The sequence below is a fragment of the Candidatus Endoriftia persephonae genome (assembly GCF_023733635.1).
GTDB classification, from domain to species: domain Bacteria; phylum Pseudomonadota; class Gammaproteobacteria; order Chromatiales; family Chromatiaceae; genus Endoriftia; species Endoriftia persephonae.
In genome coordinates this window covers 1,469,829-1,491,118 of record NZ_CP090569.1, presented here as the reverse complement: position 1 = coordinate 1,491,118, position 21,290 = coordinate 1,469,829, and the positions used below count along the sequence as shown (strand labels likewise).

The following is a 21,290-nucleotide window of genomic DNA, read 5'->3' as shown; positions in this document are numbered from 1 at the left end:
AGCGGTAGCCCTGAAGTATGAACTCCCTTAAGACAGGCAGCAGAGACACTGACCGCCAGAACTACGCTGAACTCGCTCTCTCGATCCAGCAACAGACGAATGATCTGCTCTACACCAATCTGGCTTCCTCTCTGCTCAGCGCCCTGATTGCCAGCTTGTTGACCAGCTGGATCCTCTGGGCTCCGGAACACGCCACCCAACTGAGGATCTGGCTGTTGGTTCTGTTCGGCATCACAGGGATACGCTATCTGCTCAGAATGCACTATTTCCGAACCCGCCACTTGAGAGGCAAAGTCAAAGCAGGTCGAGCCAGTTTTATCGCCGCCAGTTGGGCTGCCGGCCTCGCTTGGGGCAGTCTAGTGATATTCATCGATCCAACTGACAATTTTTTCAGCCTGATGATCATCAGCTGCATCCTGATTGGTGTCTCAGCGGTCGCCATCTCCTCTCAGGCAGCGTCCATGACAAGCTCCATCGGCTTTTTACTGCTGGCACTGCTGCCACTCCTTGTCTATTTCATGACCGAGCCATCCATGCCTGACACCGTCCCGGTTGTGCTGATCCTGCTGATGCTCGGCATCCTATTGAAAGCCGCAAAACAGCAGAACCAGGTCATTCTCAACAATATCACCCTGGCCGCTGCCTCCAATTTCCGGGAGCAGGCGCTGCGCGAATCTGAAGAGCGACTCGAGAGCCATTTCAAACACACACCGCTGCCTGCCATCGAATGGTCGCTTGATGGCCGGGTGATCGCCTGGAATCCGAGTGCGGAGCGACTGAGCGGTTACAGTCGGGATCAGGCACTGCACAAACATATCTCCGAGCTGCTTGCCAAACCGCAGGATGAGAACCCCAACAAGCCCAAACTGTTTGACGAGGAGCGGAAAGAGACGGAGCCACCGCAGAGTTGGCGCTCATTGCTCGACCCTAACCATAGCGGTACATTTCTCTTCGATATCACAGCGCGGGACGGCACCCGGCACAACTGTGAATGGCACAACGCGCCAATCAAGCGCGCAGACGGCTCAGTCAGCGGGGTTTCGTCATTCTTGTTGGATCGAACTGAGGAAGTCACCGCCAGAGAGCGTCAACAACGGCTCATCGACATCATTCAGAATACCACCGACTTTGTTGCCATCTTCAATCTGGAGGGCGACATCCTATTCATGAACCGGGCCGGTCGGGAGATCATGGGTTACAGCCTGGACGACGATCTCGCCGACAAGAACCTTGCCGGGATCTTCCCCGCTTCGGAGATCGATCAGCTGCTCAACGAGGGTGTGCCTTCGGCCTACATGAACCGTACCTGGAGCGGCGAAACCCAGCTCATCTCCATCGATGGCAGGATGATGACAGTTGACCAGCTAATCGTGCTGCATGAGGCCACCAAGAGTGGGCAACACTACTTCTCCATGGTGATGCGCGACATTAGCGATCGCAAACAGGTCGAGCGTGAACTGTTTGAGGCGAAGGAGAAGGCCGAGAGCGCCGCCAAGGCAAAGTCTGAGTTTCTGGCCATGATGAGCCATGAGATCAGAACCCCCATGAATGGCGTATTGGGCATGGCGGAGTTGCTCGCTGGTACCAAACTCGATGATGAGCAGCAAGAGTTTCTGGAGGTAATCACCCAATCTGGCAACTCGCTACTTGGGATCATCAACGACATCCTCGACTTCTCCAAGGCGGAAGCGGGCAAGATCGAACTGGAAGCAATCTCCTTCGACCTGGAGCGCACCATCTATGATGCAGTCAGGCTGCTCAGCGCCAACGCCTCCAGCAAAGGACTGGAGCTGATCATCAGCTACCCGCCAGAACTGCCACGGCAGGTGATGGGCGATGCCGGGCGCATCCGCCAGATCATCACCAACCTGGCCGGCAATGCCATCAAATTCACCCAGCAGGGACACATCGCCATCAATGTCGAAACCACCAAGGCAACGGATGGCACATCCAGATTCCGCATCTCAGTAATCGACACCGGCATTGGCATCCCCGAAGCACAGCAACAGCGGTTGTTCAAATCGTTTACCCAGGCCGACAGCTCTACCACACGAAAATATGGCGGCACCGGCCTGGGTCTGGCCATCAGCAAACAGCTGGTGGAGTTGATGGGCGGATCCATCGGCGTCTCCAGCACACAAGGCGAAGGCTCCACCTTCTGGCTGGAGATACCGCTCGGATTGAGCCAACCCAGGGAGCCCCTTGGGCACGCGGATCTCAGCCGGCTGAAGTGCCTGATCCTGGATGACAACCTGCTCAATCAGCGTATTTTCAGAGATCAGCTGCGCAGCTGCGGGATGCAGATCCATACTGTCACTACCGGTGACGAAGCGCTCACCCTCGCAACAGAGATGGCATCAGCGAACAAGCCTTTTGATATCTTCCTGCTCGATTTCAACCTGCCGGGCATAAACGGTGAACAGATCGCTCTGAGACTGCGCCAGATGCCGGCCTACAAAGAGACACCGATGATCCTGCTCACCTCCTCAGGCAACCGTGGCGATGCAAAACATTTTGAGGAGGTCGGCTTCGACGCCTATTTGATCAAACCTGTACCCCATCAGATCCTGCATGAAGCAATCGAGGGTGTCGTCTCCAACACCCTGCAGCATAAGGAACAGGAGATCATCACCCAGTACCATGTCATAGAGGGGCACACTCAGCCTTCCAATAAAACAGAGCACATTGATGCAAAAATTCTTCTGGTTGAAGATCTGCTACCCAACCAAAAGGTGGCCAGCTCTGTGCTGTCAAAGATGGGATGCACGGTAGAGATTGCTGATAACGGCCGCATCGCCCTGGAGCGACTGGCGGAGGATTCATTCGATATCGTCCTGATGGACTGTCAGATGCCTGAGATGGATGGGCTTGAGGCCACCCGGGCAATCCGCCAGAGAGAGAGAGATACCGGTACCCACACACCGATCATCGCCATGACCGCAAACAACATGGCATCAGACCGCAAGCAGTGCCTGGAAGCAGGCATGGATGACTTCATCTCAAAACCCTTTGAACGAGAACAGTTGGCGAAATTGCTGGGTAAATGGCTCAACCCGAAAAGCCCCTCGGCAGCTGAAGCAGAGATGCACTACGAGGCAACAGAATTCGCGGTTCCGACGAGCATGCTCGAAAGCCTCGAAGTGATCGATCAAAACGGCCTGGAACAGATGCAACAGCTTTTAGGGGATGAATTCGGTGAACTGCTTGATGCTTTCTTCATCAGTCTAGATGAACTGATCAGCCTGCTGCCACAGGCCCTGGCAGATAGTGACCAGCAGGAGATAAGGAGGATCGCCCACAGCATCAAATCAGCGGGCAACAATGTCAGTGCACGACGGCTTGCCAAGCTAGGCAGCCTGATGGAGGCCTGCGCTCTAGAGGGTGCCTTCCAGCAATTTGAAGGGTATCAGGATCAGCTGCAACAGGAGATTCAGCTGGTAAGCGACGCCCTGGCGGAATATCGTTGATTTTCCCTCCCTTCAATCAAAGCCGCAAAGCCAGGAAGGAGCCTGGAGTCAGAGGCACTTGCCAGCGATGAGGGTAAAGATCGGATCGACAAGATAAGTCAGTAGTCTCAGGCCATTCGAGCTCGTGATACTCGCTCCATGCTTTTATTATGGATTGTTACCGCTCGCCAGCGAGGGATCACTGACTTCGGTGGCAACTCTGTTAACGCGTTCGCGCAACTCCTTGCCGGGTTTGAAATGGGGGACATATTTGCCAGACAGGGCGACGGTCATACCCGTTTTTGGATTACGGCCCATCCTGGGTGGACGGTAGTGAAGAGAGAAACTACCAAACCCACGAATCTCTATCCGCTCCCCGGAGGAGAGAGCCTGGCTCATCTGCTCGATCATGCACTTGATGGCAAGCTCTATATCACGATACGCCAAGTGACTCTGATCTTTGGCAATAATTTCGATCAACTCGGATTTAGTCATTATTTTCAGCTACCCGAAGTCAATAAGGGGCCGGTTACCCGGCCCCTATTATTCCCTGAAGAGGCAGAATTAATCGCCCTGATTTTCCATCTGCTCCTTCAGAAGGTCGCCCAGCGTCGGAACGGCGGTGGCCGCATCACGAGCATAACCCTTGATGGCTTCAGCCTCTTCGGCCGCATCCTTCGCCTTGATGGAGAGAGAGATAGTACGATTCTTGCGATCCACACCGATAAACTTGGCTTCGATCTCCTGGCCCTCTTTCAGCAGGGTACGGGCATCCTCCACCCGATCACGCGAAAGCTCCGAGGCGCGCAGATAACCCTCCACGCCGTCAGCCAAATCAATCACTGCACCCTTGGCATCAACCGCACCGACCACACCATGGACGATGCTACCCTTGCTGTTGGTGGCAACATAGGTGGAGAAGGGATCCTTCGCCAGCTGCTTGATGCCGAGGGAGATACGCTCACGCTCCGGATCGACAGAGAGGACAACCGTCTCAACCTCGTCACCCTTCTTGAAGTTGCGGATCGCATCCTCGCCGGCATCATCCCAGGAGATGTCGGAGAGATGGACCAGGCCATCGATACCGCCATCCAGACCGATGAAGATACCGAAATCGGTGATCGACTTGATCTTGCCGGAGACGTGATCGTTCTTGTTGTGGGTGACGGCAAACTCATCCCAGGGATTCGATTTGCACTGTTTGATACCGAGAGAGACACGGCGGCGCTCCTCGTCGATATCCAGCACCATGACCTCCACCTCGTCACCCAAGGTGACCACTTTGGAAGGATGGATGTTCTTGTTGGTCCAATCCATTTCGGAGACATGCACCAGACCCTCAACACCCTCTTCGATCTCCACGAAGCAGCCGTAGTCGGCGATGTTGGTGACCTTACCAAACAGACGGGTGCTCTCAGGATAGCGACGCGCCAGTGCGACCCACGGATCATCACCCATCTGCTTCAGACCGAGGGAAACGCGATTGCGCTCGCGATCGAACTTCAACACCTTGACAGTAATCTCGTCACCGATCTGAACCACGTCGGAGGGGTGCTTGACCCGCTTCCAGGCCATGTCAGTGATGTGCAGCAGACCATCGATACCGCCCAGGTCGACGAAGGCACCGTAGTCGGTAAGGTTTTTGACCACACCTTTGAGCTCCTGGCCCTCCTGCAGGTTCTCCAGCAGCTTTTCACGCTCTGCGCTGTACTCCTGTTCAACCACAGCACGGCGCGAGACGACCACGTTGTTGCGACGGCGATCCAGCTTGATTACCTTGAACTCGAGATCCTTGCCTTCTAGATAGGCGGTATCACGAACCGGACGCACATCCACCAGCGAGCCCGGCAGGAACGCGCGGATATCGCCAAGCTCAACGGTGAAGCCACCCTTGACCTTGCCATTGATGCGGCCGTTGACAGTATCTTCTGCCTCGAACGCCTTCTCCAGAAACTTCCAGGCCTGGTCGCGCTTGGCTTTTTCACGGGAGAGACGAGTCGCTCCAAAGCCATCCTCTACGGCATCCAGCGCAACTTCCACCTGATCACCCACCTCAACCTCGATCTCGCCATTGGCGTTGAGGAATTGGACACGGGGGATGACACCTTCCGATTTGAGGCCAGCATTGACGATTACGGCTTCGGAGTTGATGTCCAGAACGGTGCCGATAATGATAGCGCCGGGACGGAGTTGGGTGTTGGAGAGACTCTCTTCAAACAGTTCTGCAAAACTTTCGGTCATGGGTTGGATTTCCTGCAACACGAGGGCTGCAACGGCGACCCTGTAAGAATCGCCAGGTTCAGAAGTTAAACACAAGCCGGCATCACCGGCATTTATCGAATTTAGCGGCAAATCGCCGCCATTTTCCGACTCAGCCCACGCAATCAAAGGCCGGGTAAGCGACTCCTTACCCGCGCCATTACGCTCGCGTAGACTGCATCGACATCCATCTCGGTGGAGTCCAACTCCAGCGCGTCAGACGCCGCCTTAAGCGGCGCAATGGCGCGATTACAATCGCGCTCATCGCGCTCCCTGATCTCCACCGTGAGGCCGGCAAGATTAGCACTCAACCCCTTTTCTTTCAACTGTTTATAGCGCCTCAGAGCACGCTCCTCCGGGCTCGCTGTAAGAAAGATTTTCACCTCAGCATTGGGAAAAACCACCGTCCCCATGTCCCTCCCATCGGCCACCAGACCGGGGGCGCGGGCAAACTCACGCTGCCATTCGAGTAGCGCCTCGCGCACCTCGGGAATCGCAGCAACTTTCGAGGCAGCGTTGCCGACCGCCTCGGTACGAATCAGAGCGGAGATCTCTTTGCCATCGAGCAGCACCTTATCCTGCCTGAAGTTAAGTGGCATCGCCCTAGCCAGTGCAGCCAACGCATCGACCTCCTCCGATCCAATCCCCTGCTGCTCCGCGTAGAGGCCGAGCGCCCGATAGATCGCGCCACTATCGAGAAAGTGCCAGCCGAGACTCTGCGCCACCCGCTGTGCGATGGTTCCCTTGCCGGATCCGGAGGGGCCATCGACAGTGATAACCGGGATCATGCCGCCTCCTCACTACGAATCGACAACCCCGCCCCGCTCGCCAGTTCGACAAAACCTGGGAAGGAGGTGTTGACGTTGTCGCAGTCGTCGATCTCGATCTCGCCCGAAGCGCGCAGGGCGGCCATCGCAAACGACATCGCGATGCGGTGATCGCCGTGGCTGTCGACCCGCCCCCCTCCAAGCGAGCCTCCTTGAATGACAATCCCATCCGGGGTCGCTTGAGCATCGATCCCCAAAGTCACCAGGCCATCGGCCATCACCTGGATGCGGTCGCTCTCCTTGACCCGTAACTCCTCGGCACCGGTCAATACCGTCTCCCCCTCGGCACATGCGGCAGCGATGAACAGCGCCGGAAACTCATCGATCGCCAGCGGCACCTGCTCTTCTGGAATGTGAATCCCCTTCAAACGACTGGCGCGCACGCGGATATCGGCCACCGGCTCACCGCCCACGGTACGTGGATTGAGCACCTCGATATCGGCCCCCATCAGCCGCAGGATGTTGATCACCCCATCGCGGGTAGGGTTAATGCCGACATGCTCCAGGGTCACATCTGAACCCTCGGCAATGCAGGCCCCGACCATGAAGAAGGTTGCTGAGGAGATATCCGCCGGCACATCGATGCTGCAGGCGCGTAGAGAACCGCCTCCCGAGAGACATGTGCGCGGGCCATCACGGCGGATCGCATAGCCAAACCCCTCCAGCATGCGCTCGGTGTGATCCCGGGTCGGTGCAGGCTCAGTGGTGCAGGTTTCCCCTTGCGCATAGAGCCCGGCCAGCAGCACCGACGATTTCACTTGGGCGCTGGCCATCGGCAGCTTATAGTCGATACCCGTTAGCTGCCTGCCACCGTGAATACTCAGCGGTGCGGTGCCGCCCTCATCGGTATCGATCTGCGCCCCCATCTGCCCCAGCGGATCAGTTACCCGCTGCATCGGCCGACCCGACAGGGAACTGTCGCCGACCAGAGTGACATCGAACCCCTGCCCTGCCATCAGCCCGGAGAGCAGCCGCATCGAGGTGCCCGAGTTGCCTAGATCAAGCGGTGCGCTCGGCTGCTTGAGGCCCTGCATGCCGACCCCGTGGATCACTACCCGACCCGCTTTGGGGCCTTCAATCTCGACACCCATGGCACGGAAGGCATTGAGGGTAGCAAGACTGTCCTCACCCTCGAGAAAGCCCGTTACCTCGGTCACGCCCTCGGCCAGGGAACCGAGCATGATCGAGCGATGGGAGATCGATTTGTCCCCCGGCACGCGCAGCCGACCATTCAGCCTGCCGCCCGGACTGGCCTTAAAGATGACATTAGATTGTTTACTCAACAGACTGATCTCACAGAAAATTCATATTCCACAACCCAGCATTAAAACAGACCCTTTTCGGTCCGTCTTTAGACGGACAGGTCGGGCTTTAGCCCGACCTACAGCAAGCCTATGTGCTGGCCAGTGCACTATTGTGGGGTTACATTACTCGGCCCGGTCGATATAGCGATCCCTGGCCGCTTTGGCCCGGGCGAAGATCTGCTCCAGCGCCTCGCTGTCCCCCGCCTTAAGCACCGCCGCCATCTCATGCAACTCATCGGCAAAGCGTTTCAGCATCCCACCCAGGGCATCCTGATTGGCGATACAGATGTCGCGCCACATCACCGGATTGCTGGAGGCGATGCGGGTGAAGTCACGAAATCCCCCCGCCGCGTAGCGGAAGATCTCATCGTTCTCCTTCATCCGCGCCAGTGAGTCGACCAGACTAAAGGCAAGCATATGGGGCAAATGACTGGTCGCGGCCAGCACCTCATCGTGGTGTTCCACCGCCATCTTTGTGACCACCGCGCCGCACTTTTGCCAGGCCCATTCGACCCGTTCCAGCGCACCTTGATCGGTGGTCTCCAGAGGGGTCAGGATCACCCGACGGTTGCGGTAGAGCTCCGCGAAAGAGGCCTCCACCCCGCTGCGCTCGGTGCCGGCAATCGGATGGCCCGGCACGAAGAACGGCGGCACCTCGCCGAACACCTCGACGGCATCCCGCACCACGCTGCCCTTAACGCTGCCCGCGTCGGTGACCACTGCATCCTCTGCCAGATGGCCTTTCATCGCGCGCAATGTGTCCGCCATCGCCCCCAGTGGCACGGCGAGCAAGACCAGATCGGCACCGCGCACCGCCACCGCCACATCGTGGCTGTAGTGGTCGATCACCCCCAGTGCGACGGCCTTCTCCAGATTCTCCCGGTTACGGCCACAGCCGACGATCTCCTGCACCACCCCTTCATCCCGCAGGGCGCGGGCCATGGAGCCGCCGATCAGACCGACGCCAATGATTGCCAGCTTGCGAATCACCGCTTCAGCACCTCTTCAAGAGCATCGAGAAAACGACTGTTTTCCTCTGCCAGCCCGACACTTACGCGCAGATGCTCAGGCAAACCATAGTTGGCGACTGGGCGGGTGATGCAGCCCTCGCGCAGCAGCGCCTGGTCGATTTCCGCTGCCGGCCGATCGAGCCTGAGGGTGACAAAGTTACCTACCGAGGGGATATATTTCAGCCCCAGTCGCTGGAAACCTGCGGTCAGCTGCGTCATACCCTGCCGGTTGCTCTCCACCGAGCGCCGGATGAAGGCCTGATCACCCAAGGCCGCCAGCGCCCCGGCCTGGGCCATCGCATTCACATTGAACGGTTGGCGCACCCGATTGAGCAGACCGGCCAGATCCGGGTGAGAGAGCGCATAACCGACCCGCAGCGAAGCGAGTCCGTAGGCCTTGGAGAAGGTGCGGGTGACGATTAGGTTGGGAAACTCGTCGAGCCACAGGGAGGCATCGGGGTAGTCGGGCTGATCCACATACTCGATATAGGCCTCGTCCACCACCACAATCACCTGCTCAGGCAGATCGGCGATGAAGGACTTCAGCTCACCACGCTTCAGCCAGGTGCCGGTGGGATTGTTGGGGTTGGCGATCCAAACCACCCGGGTTCGCTCGCTAAGCCGCTCGCGCATCGCTTGCAGATCGTGCCCGTAATCCTTCGCCGGAGCGATCACCAGTTCGGCCCCCACCGCCTGACTGCTGATCGGGTAGACCGCAAAGGCGTATTGGGAGAAGAGCGACTCGCACCCAGGTCCAAGAAATACCCGCGCAATCATGTCGAGCACGTCATTGGAGCCGTTGCCCAGGGTGATGCAGGCGGGATCGCAATCGTGCTTCGCCACCAGCGCCTGACTCAGCTCGAAACCGCTACCATCCGGATAGCGGGCAATCTCGCTCATCAGCGCGCCGATTGCCTCGGCCACCCTGGGACTGGCACCGAGCGAATTTTCGTTGGAGGCGAGCTTGATCGAGCCGCTGATCCCCAGCTCCCGCTCCAGCTCCGAGATCGGCTTGCCCGGCAGGTAGGGCTTGAGCTGGGCAATGCCCGCACTGCACAGTTGAATAAAACGATTATCTGACATGGAAGCCTGGTTTCGCTACGGATGGTCCCGGATTAGGCGCAGAAAGCGCCTGGATCAAAGCACCGCCTTCGGGTAGGAGCCGAGCACACGAAACAGCGACGCCTGCTGCTCCAGTTGCCGCAGCGCCTCGGCCACTGCCGGATCACTGCGATGGCCGTTGATATCAACAAAGAAGACATAGTCCCAGATGCCGCGCCGGGAGGGACGCGACTCGATACGGGTCATGCTGATGCTGTGCTCGGCAAAGGGCGACAGCAGCCCATGCAGCCCGCCGGCCCGGTTCTGGGTCGAGAGCAGCAGACTGGTCTTGTCGTCGCCGCTGGCACCGGCATCTTTTTTACCAATCACCAGAAAACGGGTGGTATTACCCGCTTCATCCTCAATGTTGCTCACTAGTTGCGGTAGTCCATAGATCTCCGCCGCGGTCTCACCGGCGATCGCAGCAACCCCCGCATGCTGGGAGGCCATGCGCGCCGCCTCTGCGTTGCTGCCCACCGCAACCCGCTCCGCCTGGGGCAGATGGCGATCGAGCCAGCCACGACACTGGGCCAGCGACTGCTGGTGGGAGTAGACAGTCCTGATCTGCTGTAGCCCAGACTCAGACGAGAGCAGGTGGTGGTTGATGCGCAGGGTTACCTCGCCACAGATCAAAAGCGGTGAGCTGACAAAGCTGTCGAGGGTGTGGCTGATCACGCCCTCGGTGGAGTTCTCCACCGGCACCACGCCATAGTGGCAGGCCCCGGACTCCACCTCGCTGAAGACATCGCCGATCGAGCCCATCGGCAGACACTGCACCGAGTGGCCAAAATGCTTCAGCGCCGCCGCCTGGGTAAAGGTGCCCTCAGGGCCGAGAAAGGCAACCTGAAGGGGCTGTTCCAGCGCCAGGCAGGCGGACATGATCTCACGAAACAGCCGCGCCACCTCCTCTGGGTCGAGCGGTCCGCTATTGCGTTCCTTGATCCGGCGCAACACCTGGGCCTCCCGCTCCGGACGGTAGAACTGCGCCTGGGGATCGGCCGCCAGCTTGATCCTGGCGACCTCCTGGGCCGCCTCTGCACGGGCATTAAACAGGCGCTGGATCTCCTCATCGATCGCATCGATGCGATCACGGATCGCCGCCAGTTTCTGATCGTCACTCACTGCTTCATCCATTACCCAGCAGCGCCAGCTCAGTCTTTATCTGGGCAACCGAGACAACGCACCGACAACACACCCTCGATGGCGGCCAGCTCATCGACCACGCTCTTTGGCGGCTCACGGTCGATATCCAGCAGGGTGACGGCGATATTATCCCGAGACTTGTTGAGCATATCGACGATGTTCAGACCAGCGTTACCCAGATCGGTAGATATCTGCCCCACCATGTTCGGCACATTGCTGTTGACCACCGCCAAGCGAAAACCGCCGTTGCGTGGCAGGTTGATCTCGGGGAAGTTGACCGAGTTGGTGATGTTGCCGTCCTCGAGATACTCCCGCACCTGATCCGCCACCATGATCGCGCAGTTATCCTCCGCCTCTTTGGTGGAGGCACCGAGATGCGGCAGGGTAATCACCCGCGGGTGATCCTTCAGCAGGTTGCTGGGGAAGTCACAGATATAGGCGTAGAGCTGGCCTTCATCGAGGGCAGCCACCGCCGCCTCGTCATCGATGATGCCGTTGCGCGCGAAATTGAGCAGCACCGAGCCCTTCTTCATCAGCTTCAGGCGATCGGCGTTGATCATGTTGGCGGTGGCATCGTTAAGCGGCACATGGAAGGTGACAAAGTCCGCCTTGGAGAGCAGATCGTCGACACTCAGCGCCTGCTCCACATCGGCCTCCAGCTTCCAGGCGCTCTGTACCGTGATGGTGGGATCGTAGCCGATAACATTCATGCCCAAGGCGCGGCAGACGTTGGCCACCTTGACGCCGATGGCGCCCAGGCCGATCACGCCCATGGTGCGCCCAGGCAGCTCGAATCCGACGAAGTTCTTCTTGCCCGACTCCACATTTTTGGAGATCACCGCGTCGTCCCCTTCGAGCCCGGTGGCGAACTTCCACGACTGGCTGATGTTGCGCGCCGCCAGCAGCATACCGGCGACCACCAGCTCTTTTACCGCGTTGGCGTTGGCGCCCGGGGCATTGAACACCGAGATGCCCCGAGCGGTCATCTTGTCGACCGGGATGTTGTTGACGCCGGCACCGGCGCGGCCGATCGCCTGCACCGTCTTCGGGATCTCCATATCGTGCATCTTATAGGAGCGCAGCAGGATCGCATCGGGGTGCGCGACCTCTGAGGCCACTTCGTAATTGTCGCGCGGCAGGCGATCCAGGCCAGCCACCGAGATATTGTTCAGGGTCAGGATCTTGTACATTTTACTTCAACCTTGGTGCGATCAACGCGGAGGTCGCTGAGACACAGGGAACGCAAAGATCATTTATTTCTAACTTTCTGAAATAAATATTAAATGTATCTCTGCGACCTTTGCGTCTCCGCGATCTCGGCGTTTTTATCCGTTTACTCGTTCGAACTCAGCCATGTAGTCGATCAGGGCCTGCACGCCCTCTTCCGACATGGCATTGTAGATGCTGGCGCGCATACCACCCACCGAGCGGTGGCCCTTGAGGGTTTTGAGGCCCGCGGCGCTGGCACCCTCCAGGAACTTGGTGTCCAGTTCAGCATCGGCCAGGGTGAAAGGCACATTCATCCAGGAGCGGCAGCTCGGATCCACCGGATTGGCGTAGAAGTCAGAACCGTCGATGGCAGCGTAGAGCGCCTGCGCCTTGCGCTGGTTGATCTCCGCCATGGCGCTCAGCCCGCCCTTCTCTTTAAGCCACTTAAACACCAAGCCTGCCAGATACCAGCCATAGGTGGGGGGTGTGTTATACATCGAGCCTGATTTGGCATGGGTGGCGTAATTGAACATGGTCGGCGTGCCATCGCTAGCGTTGCCGATCAGGTCATCGCGCACGATGACGATGGTCAGACCGGCAGGGCCGATATTCTTCTGCGCGCCGGCGTAGATGATGCCGTACTTCGAGACGTCGATGGGGCGCGACAGGATGGTGGAAGAGAAGTCTGCCACCAGCGGCACATCTCCGGTCTCCAGCACATAGGGGAACTCGACGCCATGGATGGTCTCGTTGGGGGTGTAGTGGACATAGGCGGCATCGCCGCTGAGTTTCAGCTCGTTCTGCCCAGGCGCGATGGTGAACTTGCTGTCGCTGGTGTCCGCAGCGAGATTGACCTCAGCATAGCGTTTCGCCTCAGCCACTGCCTTCTTCGACCAGGAACCGGTGATCAGATAATCAACCTTTTTGTTATCACGGGTCAGATTCATCGGCACCATGCCAAACTGGCTGGAGGCACCGCCCTGCAGGAACAACACCTTGTAGTTATCAGGCACCGCCAGCAGCTCGCGCAGATCCGCCTCGGCCTGCACCGCGATCGACATGAACTCCTTACCGCGATGGCTCATCTCCATCACCGACATGCCCGCACCGTGCCAATCGAGCAGCTCTTCACCTGCCCGTTTTAGAACTGCCTCAGGCAGCGCCGCCGGACCGGCGCTAAAATTGAAGACTCGTGACATCTTTTCCTCTCAACATCTTGTTTAATTTAAGACTTTAATAAGCCTCTATAGGCGAGACCATACTGAAGCAATGACCGGTCTCCAGCCACCGGAGGAGATCAATCTGCCGACTCATCGGAAGCGCCATCCGACACCTCTTCCCCGGCATCCTGCTCCTCTTCCAGATTTTCAATTCGCTCAATGCCGATCAGCCGCTCCGCCTTGCCGAGGCGGATCATGGTGACGCCCTGGGTGTTGCGCCCCATCTGCGAGACATCCCTCACCGGCGTTCGCACCAGGGTACCGCCATTGGTGATCATCATGATCTCGTCATCTTCCTGGACCTGCACAGCCCCCACCACCGGGCCATTGCGCTCGGAGGTCTGCACCGAGATCACGCCCATGCCACCGCGGCCATGTACCGGGTACTGAGCCACCGGGGTACGCTTGCCGAAGCCGTTTTCAGTCACCGTCAGGATATCACCCTGATCACCGACGATCAGCGAGACCAACTGCTGCTCCGGGGCGAACTTGATACCACGCACACCGCAAGCGGTACGCCCCATCGGCCGCACATGGGACTCATGGAAACGCACCGCCTTGCCGGAGCTGGCAAACAGCATCACATGCTGATCACCATCGGTGATCTCGACCCCGATCAGCCGATCGTCAGGTCTTAGATCGACCGCGATGATGCCACTGGCGCGGGGCCGCGAAAAGGCCTCCAGCGGAGTCTTTTTGACGATGCCGGAACGGGTCGCCATGAACACGTAGCGGTCTTCGGGGAACTCACGCACCGGCAGGATCGCGTTGATCCGCTCCTCTTCGCCCAGCGGCAGCAGGTTGACCATCGGCTTGCCGCGTGCGCCGCGACCGGCCTGGGGCAGCTCATAGACCTTCAGCCAGTAGACCTTACCGTGACTAGAAAAGCAGAGAATGGTGTCGTGGGTGCTGGCGACAAACAGCTTGTCGACAAAATCCTCGTCCTTGGTGGCAGTCGCCGACTTGCCCTTGCCACCGCGCCGCTGCGCCTGATAGACGCTGATCGGTTGAGCCTTCGCATAGCCCTTATGCGAAAGCGTCACCACCACATCCTCTTCGGTGATCAGATCCTCCAGAGTGAGGTCGAGTCGGTCCTGGATAATCTGGGTACGGCGCGGGTCGTTGTACTGCTCGCGAATCGCCAGCAGCTCGTCGCGAATCACCTCCATCAGCCGGAAAGAACTGGAGAGAATATCGAGCAAATTCGCAATCTTTTCGAGTAACTCCTCGTACTCCTTGATGATTTTGTCCTGCTCAAGACCGGTCAAGCGGTGCAGACGCAGATCCAGAATCGCCTGCGCCTGGATCTCCGTGAGACGGTAACCCTGTTCAGAGAGCCCAAACTCCAGCGCCAGACCCTCCGGACGGGTGCTGTCGGCACCGGCGCGCTGGAGCATCGCCTCCACCGTGCCCGACTGCCAGTGCCGTGCCAGTAGCGCGAGCTTCGCCTCAGCCGGACTGGAGGCCGCCTTGATCAGCGCAATCACCTCGTCAATATTCGCCAAAGCAACCGCCAGCCCCTCCAAAACATGGGCCCGATCCCGCGCCTTGCGCAACTCGAACAGGGTACGGCGAGTCACCACCTCGCGGCGGTGGCGGATGAAATACTCCAGCATCTGCTTCAGATTGAGCAGCCGCGGTTGGCCGTCCACCAGGGCCACCATATTGATACCGAAGACGCTCTGCATCGCCGTCTGCTGGAACAGGTTGTTAAGCACCACCTCCGCCACTTCGCCGCGGCGCAGCTCGATGACCATGCGCATGCCATCTTTGTCGGACTCATCGCGCAGTTCGGTGATACCCTCGATCTTCTTCTCTTTGACCAGCTCGGCGATCTTTTCCAGCAGACGCGCCTTGTTCACCTGATAGGGCAGCTCGTGAACGATGATGCGCTGTCTGTTACTACTGTCGAGACTTTCGATCTCGGTGCGGGCGCGCATATAGATGCGGCCGCGGCCGGTCCGATAGGCCTCTTTGATACCGTGGGCGCCGTTGATAATAGCGGCGGTGGGAAAGTCGGGCCCCGGCAGATACTGCATCAGCTCACTCATGCTGATCGCCTCATTGTCCACCAACGCAATACAGGCATCGATCACCTCGCCCAGGTTGTGCGGCGGGATGTTGGTCGCCATGCCCACCGCAATACCGGTGGAGCCGTTGATCAGCAGATTGGGGATGCGCGCCGGCAGTACCGCCGGCTCATGTTCGCTGTTGTCGTAGTTGGGGACGAAATCGACGGTCTCTTTGTCGAGATCATCGAGCATGCTGTGGGCGATCTTCGCCATGCGCACTTCGGTGTAACGCATGGCGGCAGGCGCATCGCCATCCACCGAGCCAAAGTTGCCCTGACCATCCACCAGCATGTAGCGCATGGAGAAAGGCTGGGCCATTCGCACGATAGTGTCGTAGACCGCAGTATCGCCATGGGGGTGATATTTACCGATCACGTCGCCGACCACGCGGGCCGACTTTTTATAGGGCTTGTTCCAATCGTTGCCGAGCACGCTCATCGCATAGAGCACACGACGATGGACTGGCTTGAGTCCGTCACGAACATCCGGCAGCGCCCGCCCTACGATTACGCTCATCGCGTAGTCGAGGTAGGACTGACGCATCTCGTCTTCGAGATTGACCGGCAGGACTTCTTTGGCGAATTCGCTCATAGGCGCTGGTTTCTGTTCCGCTCACGCCTCAGAGGATTCAGGAGGCGTTAAAATTGCCGGATTGTAACATAGCCCCGCCCCCCTTTGTTGTACAAAAAGCGCCTGAAAACAGTTTCCTGGCGCTCTGAGCTCAAGATTCCATCAGCTGCCGCATCTTTTCTACATTTGGCGAGAGCACAACACCCTTCTCGGTGACGATGGCATCGACCAACTCCGCCGGCGTCACGTCAAACACCGGATTCCATACCTCCGCACCCTCGGCGGCAATACGCTGCGCACCGCAGCAGAGCAGCTCATCGCCGCCACGCACCTCGATTGGGATCTCCTTGCCAGAGGCGACCTGCATGTCGATGGTAGAAGTGGGAGCCACCACCATCACCTTCACGCCGTGGTACTTGGCTACCACTGCCAGACTGAAGGTGCCGATTTTGTTGGCCACATCGCCGTTGGCGGCGATCCGGTCAGAGCCGACGATAATCCAGCCGACGCCCCCCTGGGCCATCCGGTTGGCCGCGGCACCATCCGCCAGCAGGGTCACCGGGATCGCGTCCGCCAGCAGTTCCCAGGCGGTCAACCTTGCCCCCTGCAGCCAGGGACGGGTCTCGTCAGCATAGACCTTATTGATACGCCCCGCGGCGTGAGCGTTGCGGATCACCCCCAGCGCAGTGCCGTAGCCGCCAGTAGCCAGCGCCCCGGCGTTGCAGTGGGTGATGACACCAGTGGGGCCGTCGATCAGCGCCGCCCCCAGCTCCCCCATGCACCGGTTCGCCGCCACATCCTCGGCGTGGATCTGCTCGGCCTCCTGCAGCAGCTGCGGCTCAGGGTTGGCCTCATCGTCCAGGCTGTCGATCAGCCCCCGCATGCGATCCAGCGCCCAGAACAGGTTCACCGCAGTGGGACGAGAATCCCGCAGCCGACCCAGGTCGAGCTGGATCGCGCTCTTCCAGCCGGAGCCGGCTGCCGCGTAGGCGGTACGGGCTGCCAGCACCACCCCGTAGGCGGCGGTGATGCCGATCGCCGGCGCGCCCCGCACCACCATCTCGCGGATCGCATCAGCAGTGGCCTCGGCACTCCTCAGTTCCAGATACTCGGCGCTGGCCGGCAGTTTGCGTTGATCGAGCAGCCAGAGCTGCTTGGCGTGCCAGGCAATGGCGTTGTCAGGCGAGGGGTTCAGGGCAATGTGGTCGGCTTCCATCTGATCGAATCTCGTGGCAAATTTGGCGGTCATTTAGAACAAAGCGATAAAAAAAGGCAAGCGCTATGCAGCAACAGATCGACACCCTGATCCAGGCCGAGTGGATCATCCCGGTGGTTCCCGAAGGCGAAGTGTTGGAAAACCACGCGCTTGCCATCGATGGCGGGCGGATCATCGGGCTCCTGCCGGTGGATCAGGCCGCATCCCGATATCAGGCAGAGAACCGTCTGGAGCTACCGGGGCAGGCGCTGATCCCCGGTCTGGTCAACGCTCACACCCATCTCGCTATGTCACTGCTGCGCGGACTGGCCGATGACCTGCCACTGATGAGCTGGCTCAACCAGCACATCTGGCCGGCGGAGCAGCGCTGGGTGAGCGAGGAATTTGTCCACGACGGCAGCCAGTTGGCAATGGCGGAGATGCTGTGCGGCGGTACTACCTGCTTCAACGACATGTACTTCTTCCCGGATGTCACCGCCCGCGCCGCTCACGCCGCCGGCATGCGCGCGATGGTCGGCCTGATCACCATCGATTTTCCGTCGGTCTGGGCCGCAGACTGGGAGGAGTATCTGCACAAGGGGCTGGAGGTACACGACCAGTTCCGCAGCAACGGCCTGATCAAAACCGCTTTCGCCCCCCATGCCCCCTACTCTGTCTCCGATGCGCCACTGGAGCGCATCCAAGTATTGTCCGACGAGTTGGATATCCCGGTGCACATTCATCTGCACGAGACCAACGACGAGATCGTGCAAGGATTGCAGCAGCATAACGACCGGCCGATGGCACGGCTGCAGCGACTGGGTCTGCTCTCCCCTACCCTGCAGGCGGTGCACATGACCCACCTGGAAGAGGGGGAGATCAGCCGCTTCGCCGAGAGTGGCGGCCATGTGATCCACTGCCCGGAGTCGAATCTGAAGCTCGCCAGCGGCTTCTGCCCGGTGGCGAAGCTGCTGGAGGCCGGCGTCAACCTGGCGCTGGGCACCGATGGCGCTGCCAGCAACAACGACCTCGACATGTTCAGCGAGATGCGCAGCGCCGCCCTGCTGGCCAAAGGGGTAGCCGGAGATGCCGCCACCCTACCCGCCGCCCAGGCACTCTCGATGGCCACCATCAACGGCGCCCGGGCACTGGGGCTGGAGCAGGAAATCGGCTCCCTAGAGGTCGGCAAATCGGCCGACCTGGCAGCCGTGGATCTGAATCGCCTCAACACCCAGCCGGTCTACCATCCAATCTCACAAATCGTCTACGCTGCCGGGCGTGAGCAGGTCAGCCAGGTCTGGGTCGCCGGGCGCCAGCTGGTGCGCAACGGTTGCCTCACCACCCTCGACAGTGGTGAGCTGATCAGCCGGGCCGCCAGCTGGCGGGAGAGGATTGCCGAGGGCTGAGGAGCCTCTGAACAAGTCATGAACTCGTATCTTGCGCCCAGAATGCCCAACTTTTTCCTCGCCTACATGAACGTAAGCTTTACGTGCGATTTGCGTCTTGAATCTGAATATTCTGAATCACAATCGACTGCGTCCAGACTTATTCAGAGGCTCCATGACGCGCTATAATCGTTCGTTCCATCCGCTACCCCGGTCGCAGCAACAATGAGCCAGGAATCCATCAACGTCGATCACGCCGAAATCAGCAAGTTCGAGGCGCTCGCCTCTCGCTGGTGGGACCCCCACAGCGAGTTCAAACCGCTGCATGAGATCAATCCACTGCGCCTCGGCTATATCGACCAGATCGCCCATTTGGCCGGCAAGGAGGTGCTGGATGTGGGCTGCGGCGGCGGCATTCTCGCCGAGAGCATGGCGGAGCGCGGCGCCCAAGTAACCGGCATAGATATGGGTGAGGCGCCACTGCAGGTCGCACGACTGCATCTGTTCGAATCAGGACTGGAGGTCAACTACGAACGCATCCCGGTGGAACGGCTGGCCGAGGAGCGCCCGGCGGCTTTCGATGTGGTGACCTGCATGGAGATGCTGGAGCATGTGCCCGATCCCGCCTCGGTGATCAACGCCTGCGCGCGGCTGGTCAAACCCGGCGGCCACGTCTTCTTCTCCACCCTCAATCGCAATCCGAAATCCTATCTGTTTGCCATCGTCGGCGCGGAATATCTGCTGCGGCTGCTGCCCAAGGGCACCCACGACTTCGCCAAGTTCATCAAGCCGGCGGAGCTGGACCGCTGGATCCGCGCCGCCGGACTGGAGACCTGCGACATCACCGGCCTGAGCTACAACCCGCTGAACCAGCGCTACTCACTGGGCAGTGATGTGGATGTCAACTACATGGTCCACACGGTCCGGGCTGACGCATGACAATCCGCTGTGTCCTGTTCGACCTGGACGGGACCTTCGCCGACACTGCCCCCGATCTGCACCAGGCCCTCAATCGGGTACGCGCCGGCGAGGGCCTACCGCCGATGCCGTTCGCGCAGGTGCGCCCGGCGGTCTCCCACGGCAGCCAGGCGATGATCAGGGTCGGCTTTGGGCTGGAACCTGGCAATGCCCGCTACGAAGCGCTGCGGCGGGCCTTTCTCGACGACTACCTGGCCAATATCGCAGTGCACACCCGCCTGTTCGACGGCATAGAGCCCTTGCTGGATGCACTGCAGGAACGCCACATCCCCTGGGGCATAGTCACCAATAAACCGGCCTGGCTGACCGAACCGCTGATGCGCCAGCTCGCCAGGGGGGAACAAGCCGCCTGCATTATCAGCGGCGATACTGCGGCATACCCTAAACCCCACCCAGCGCCGATCTACCACGCCTGCCAACAGGTAGGCGTGGAGCCGTTTGAGTCGCTCTATGTGGGCGATGCCGAGCGCGACATCGAAGCGGGCCGCAACGCCGGCACCCTCACCCTCGCCGCACTGTTCGGCTATCTCACCGAGGATGACCGGCCAGAGAGCTGGCACGCCGACGGCCTAATCCGCCATCCGCAGGAGATCCTGGATTGGATCGAATAGTCGCAGAGCACCTGCGGCGGCTCGTCCCACCCGGTTCTGCCAACTACTACGCGATTCGCTTTTCACCACGTAACGGACGCGAGCAGATCGGACTGCTGTTCGCCTGGCGTGAGGAGCTGTTGCGCATCGCACGGGAGTGCAGTGATGCTGGAGTGGCGCAGGCGCGCCTCGAGTGGTGGCGAAGCGAGACCGCTAACGCCTGCCGGGGCCATGCCCGACACCCCCTGGCACAGGCCCTGATTCCGCTTGTATCTGATGAGAAGCTTCCACTCGCACTGTTCGATCAGATGGCGACAGCGATGAAGCGGCAACTAGCGGGCACCCCGCCTTCAGACTGGGCTGAGCTGCAACAGCATGCCCGGCAGCTGGATGGCAGCTTCTGCGAACTGCTGGCGAGAAGCCTGCAGATTCCTGAAGATAAGATCGAGGCCGCCCGCCAGATCGGAGCCTACTCCTGGCTGGTGGGGACCATACACAACCTGGGCTGGGAGTTGCGCCAAGGCAGATACCTGCTAGCTCACGAGCCCCTGCAACAATACAAGTTGACACCTGATAAGTTGCTGCTGCAGACATATGCCCAAGAAACAGCTGCCTTTATTGACGAGGCGCTGGAAACAGCCGAGCAGTGGCGCCAGAGCACCACACAACATCTCGAAAGACACCCGCTGCCGGCGCTACGGCCGAGCCTTAATCTCTATGCTTTGGCCCATCGACACCAACGGCTGTTAGCACAGGAGAGGGCCAAGATCCTGCAGCGGCGGCCGGAACTCTCCCCGCTTGAGATACTTTGGCATACCGTGATCGCTGGGTGGTTGAGATTCTGAGTGGCTTTGTGTGGAAGCTTGCTCCGTAATATTGAGGGGCTCATCAAGAGAAAATGGTCTGGCCGTGCGGTCAGGCCATTTCTTGATCAACAAACACTGTAGTCGGAACTCCATGAAAGTCATCTCTGTTGACAGA

Annotated in this window: 16 protein-coding genes; 5 read left to right on the top strand and 11 right to left on the bottom strand. The window is 59.5% G+C overall.

Annotation, left to right across the window (positions count from 1 at the left end; all coding sequences use genetic code 11):
• Window positions 1-17 precede the first annotated feature (17 nt).
• Window positions 18-3,467: a hybrid sensor histidine kinase/response regulator gene (locus L0Y14_RS06765; RefSeq protein ID WP_006474113.1), complete on the top strand. Its 3,450-nt coding sequence runs from the start codon at window positions 18-20 to the stop codon at window positions 3,465-3,467.
• A 147-nt stretch (window positions 3,468-3,614) separates the two neighbouring features.
• Here L0Y14_RS06765 and L0Y14_RS06760 read toward each other — a convergent pair whose 3' ends face one another.
• The 11 genes from L0Y14_RS06760 to mtnA form a co-directional block, all read right to left on the bottom strand.
• On the bottom strand, window positions 3,615-3,941 hold the full coding sequence (locus L0Y14_RS06760; RefSeq protein ID WP_005963820.1) for an integration host factor subunit beta: 327 nt from the start codon (window positions 3,939-3,941) through the stop codon (window positions 3,615-3,617).
• Window positions 3,942-4,010: 69 nt separating this feature from the next.
• Window positions 4,011-5,687, bottom strand: a complete 1,677-nt coding sequence (gene rpsA / locus L0Y14_RS06755) for a 30S ribosomal protein S1 (RefSeq protein WP_006474112.1) — start codon at window positions 5,685-5,687, stop codon at window positions 4,011-4,013.
• 143 nt (window positions 5,688-5,830) lie between these two features.
• The gene (cmk, locus tag L0Y14_RS06750) at window positions 5,831-6,493 is read right to left on the bottom strand and encodes a (d)CMP kinase (protein WP_006474111.1); all 663 of its coding nucleotides are present in this window, start codon (window positions 6,491-6,493) and stop codon (window positions 5,831-5,833) included.
• Complete coding sequence (gene aroA, locus L0Y14_RS06745; protein ID WP_005963808.1) at window positions 6,490-7,815, bottom strand: 3-phosphoshikimate 1-carboxyvinyltransferase; 1,326 nt, start codon at window positions 7,813-7,815, stop codon at window positions 6,490-6,492. The genes cmk and aroA overlap by 4 nt, the downstream gene beginning before the upstream one ends.
• A 144-nt stretch (window positions 7,816-7,959) precedes the next feature.
• On the bottom strand, window positions 7,960-8,826 hold the full coding sequence (locus L0Y14_RS06740) for a prephenate dehydrogenase (RefSeq protein WP_005963805.1): 867 nt from the start codon (window positions 8,824-8,826) through the stop codon (window positions 7,960-7,962).
• Complete coding sequence (gene hisC, locus L0Y14_RS06735) at window positions 8,823-9,929, bottom strand: histidinol-phosphate transaminase (protein ID WP_006474108.1); 1,107 nt, start codon at window positions 9,927-9,929, stop codon at window positions 8,823-8,825. The genes L0Y14_RS06740 and hisC overlap by 4 nt, the downstream gene beginning before the upstream one ends.
• A 54-nt stretch (window positions 9,930-9,983) precedes the next feature.
• The gene (gene pheA / locus L0Y14_RS06730; RefSeq protein ID WP_005963800.1) at window positions 9,984-11,081 is read right to left on the bottom strand and encodes a prephenate dehydratase; all 1,098 of its coding nucleotides are present in this window, start codon (window positions 11,079-11,081) and stop codon (window positions 9,984-9,986) included.
• A 17-nt stretch (window positions 11,082-11,098) separates the two neighbouring features.
• Window positions 11,099-12,280, bottom strand: coding sequence for a phosphoglycerate dehydrogenase (locus L0Y14_RS06725; RefSeq protein ID WP_006474107.1), 1,182 nt, complete (start codon window positions 12,278-12,280; stop codon window positions 11,099-11,101).
• 135 nt (window positions 12,281-12,415) lie between these two features.
• Window positions 12,416-13,498, bottom strand: coding sequence for a 3-phosphoserine/phosphohydroxythreonine transaminase (serC, locus tag L0Y14_RS06720; RefSeq protein WP_005963794.1), 1,083 nt, complete (start codon window positions 13,496-13,498; stop codon window positions 12,416-12,418).
• A 98-nt stretch (window positions 13,499-13,596) separates the two neighbouring features.
• Complete coding sequence (gyrA, locus tag L0Y14_RS06715) at window positions 13,597-16,182, bottom strand: DNA gyrase subunit A (protein WP_005963792.1); 2,586 nt, start codon at window positions 16,180-16,182, stop codon at window positions 13,597-13,599.
• Between the two features lie 130 nt (window positions 16,183-16,312).
• The gene (gene mtnA, locus L0Y14_RS06710) at window positions 16,313-17,377 is read right to left on the bottom strand and encodes an S-methyl-5-thioribose-1-phosphate isomerase (protein WP_251859286.1); all 1,065 of its coding nucleotides are present in this window, start codon (window positions 17,375-17,377) and stop codon (window positions 16,313-16,315) included.
• Window positions 17,378-17,442: 65 nt separating this feature from the next.
• Here mtnA and L0Y14_RS06705 point away from each other — a divergent pair, with 65 nt between their 5' ends.
• The 4 genes from L0Y14_RS06705 to L0Y14_RS06690 all read left to right on the top strand — a co-directional run bounded on the left by L0Y14_RS06705 (window position 17,443) and on the right by L0Y14_RS06690 (window position 21,154).
• A complete protein-coding gene (locus L0Y14_RS06705; protein WP_005963785.1) occupies window positions 17,443-18,762 on the top strand; it encodes a TRZ/ATZ family hydrolase in 1,320 nt (439 codons plus the stop codon).
• Between the two features lie 204 nt (window positions 18,763-18,966).
• A complete protein-coding gene (gene ubiG / locus L0Y14_RS06700; protein ID WP_005963783.1) occupies window positions 18,967-19,680 on the top strand; it encodes a bifunctional 2-polyprenyl-6-hydroxyphenol methylase/3-demethylubiquinol 3-O-methyltransferase UbiG in 714 nt (237 codons plus the stop codon).
• Window positions 19,677-20,330, top strand: coding sequence for an HAD family hydrolase (locus L0Y14_RS06695; protein ID WP_005963780.1), 654 nt, complete (start codon window positions 19,677-19,679; stop codon window positions 20,328-20,330). The genes ubiG and L0Y14_RS06695 overlap by 4 nt, the downstream gene beginning before the upstream one ends.
• A complete protein-coding gene (locus L0Y14_RS06690; protein WP_005963777.1) occupies window positions 20,318-21,154 on the top strand; it encodes a squalene/phytoene synthase family protein in 837 nt (278 codons plus the stop codon). The genes L0Y14_RS06695 and L0Y14_RS06690 overlap by 13 nt, the downstream gene beginning before the upstream one ends.
• Window positions 21,155-21,290: the final 136 nt, after the last annotated feature.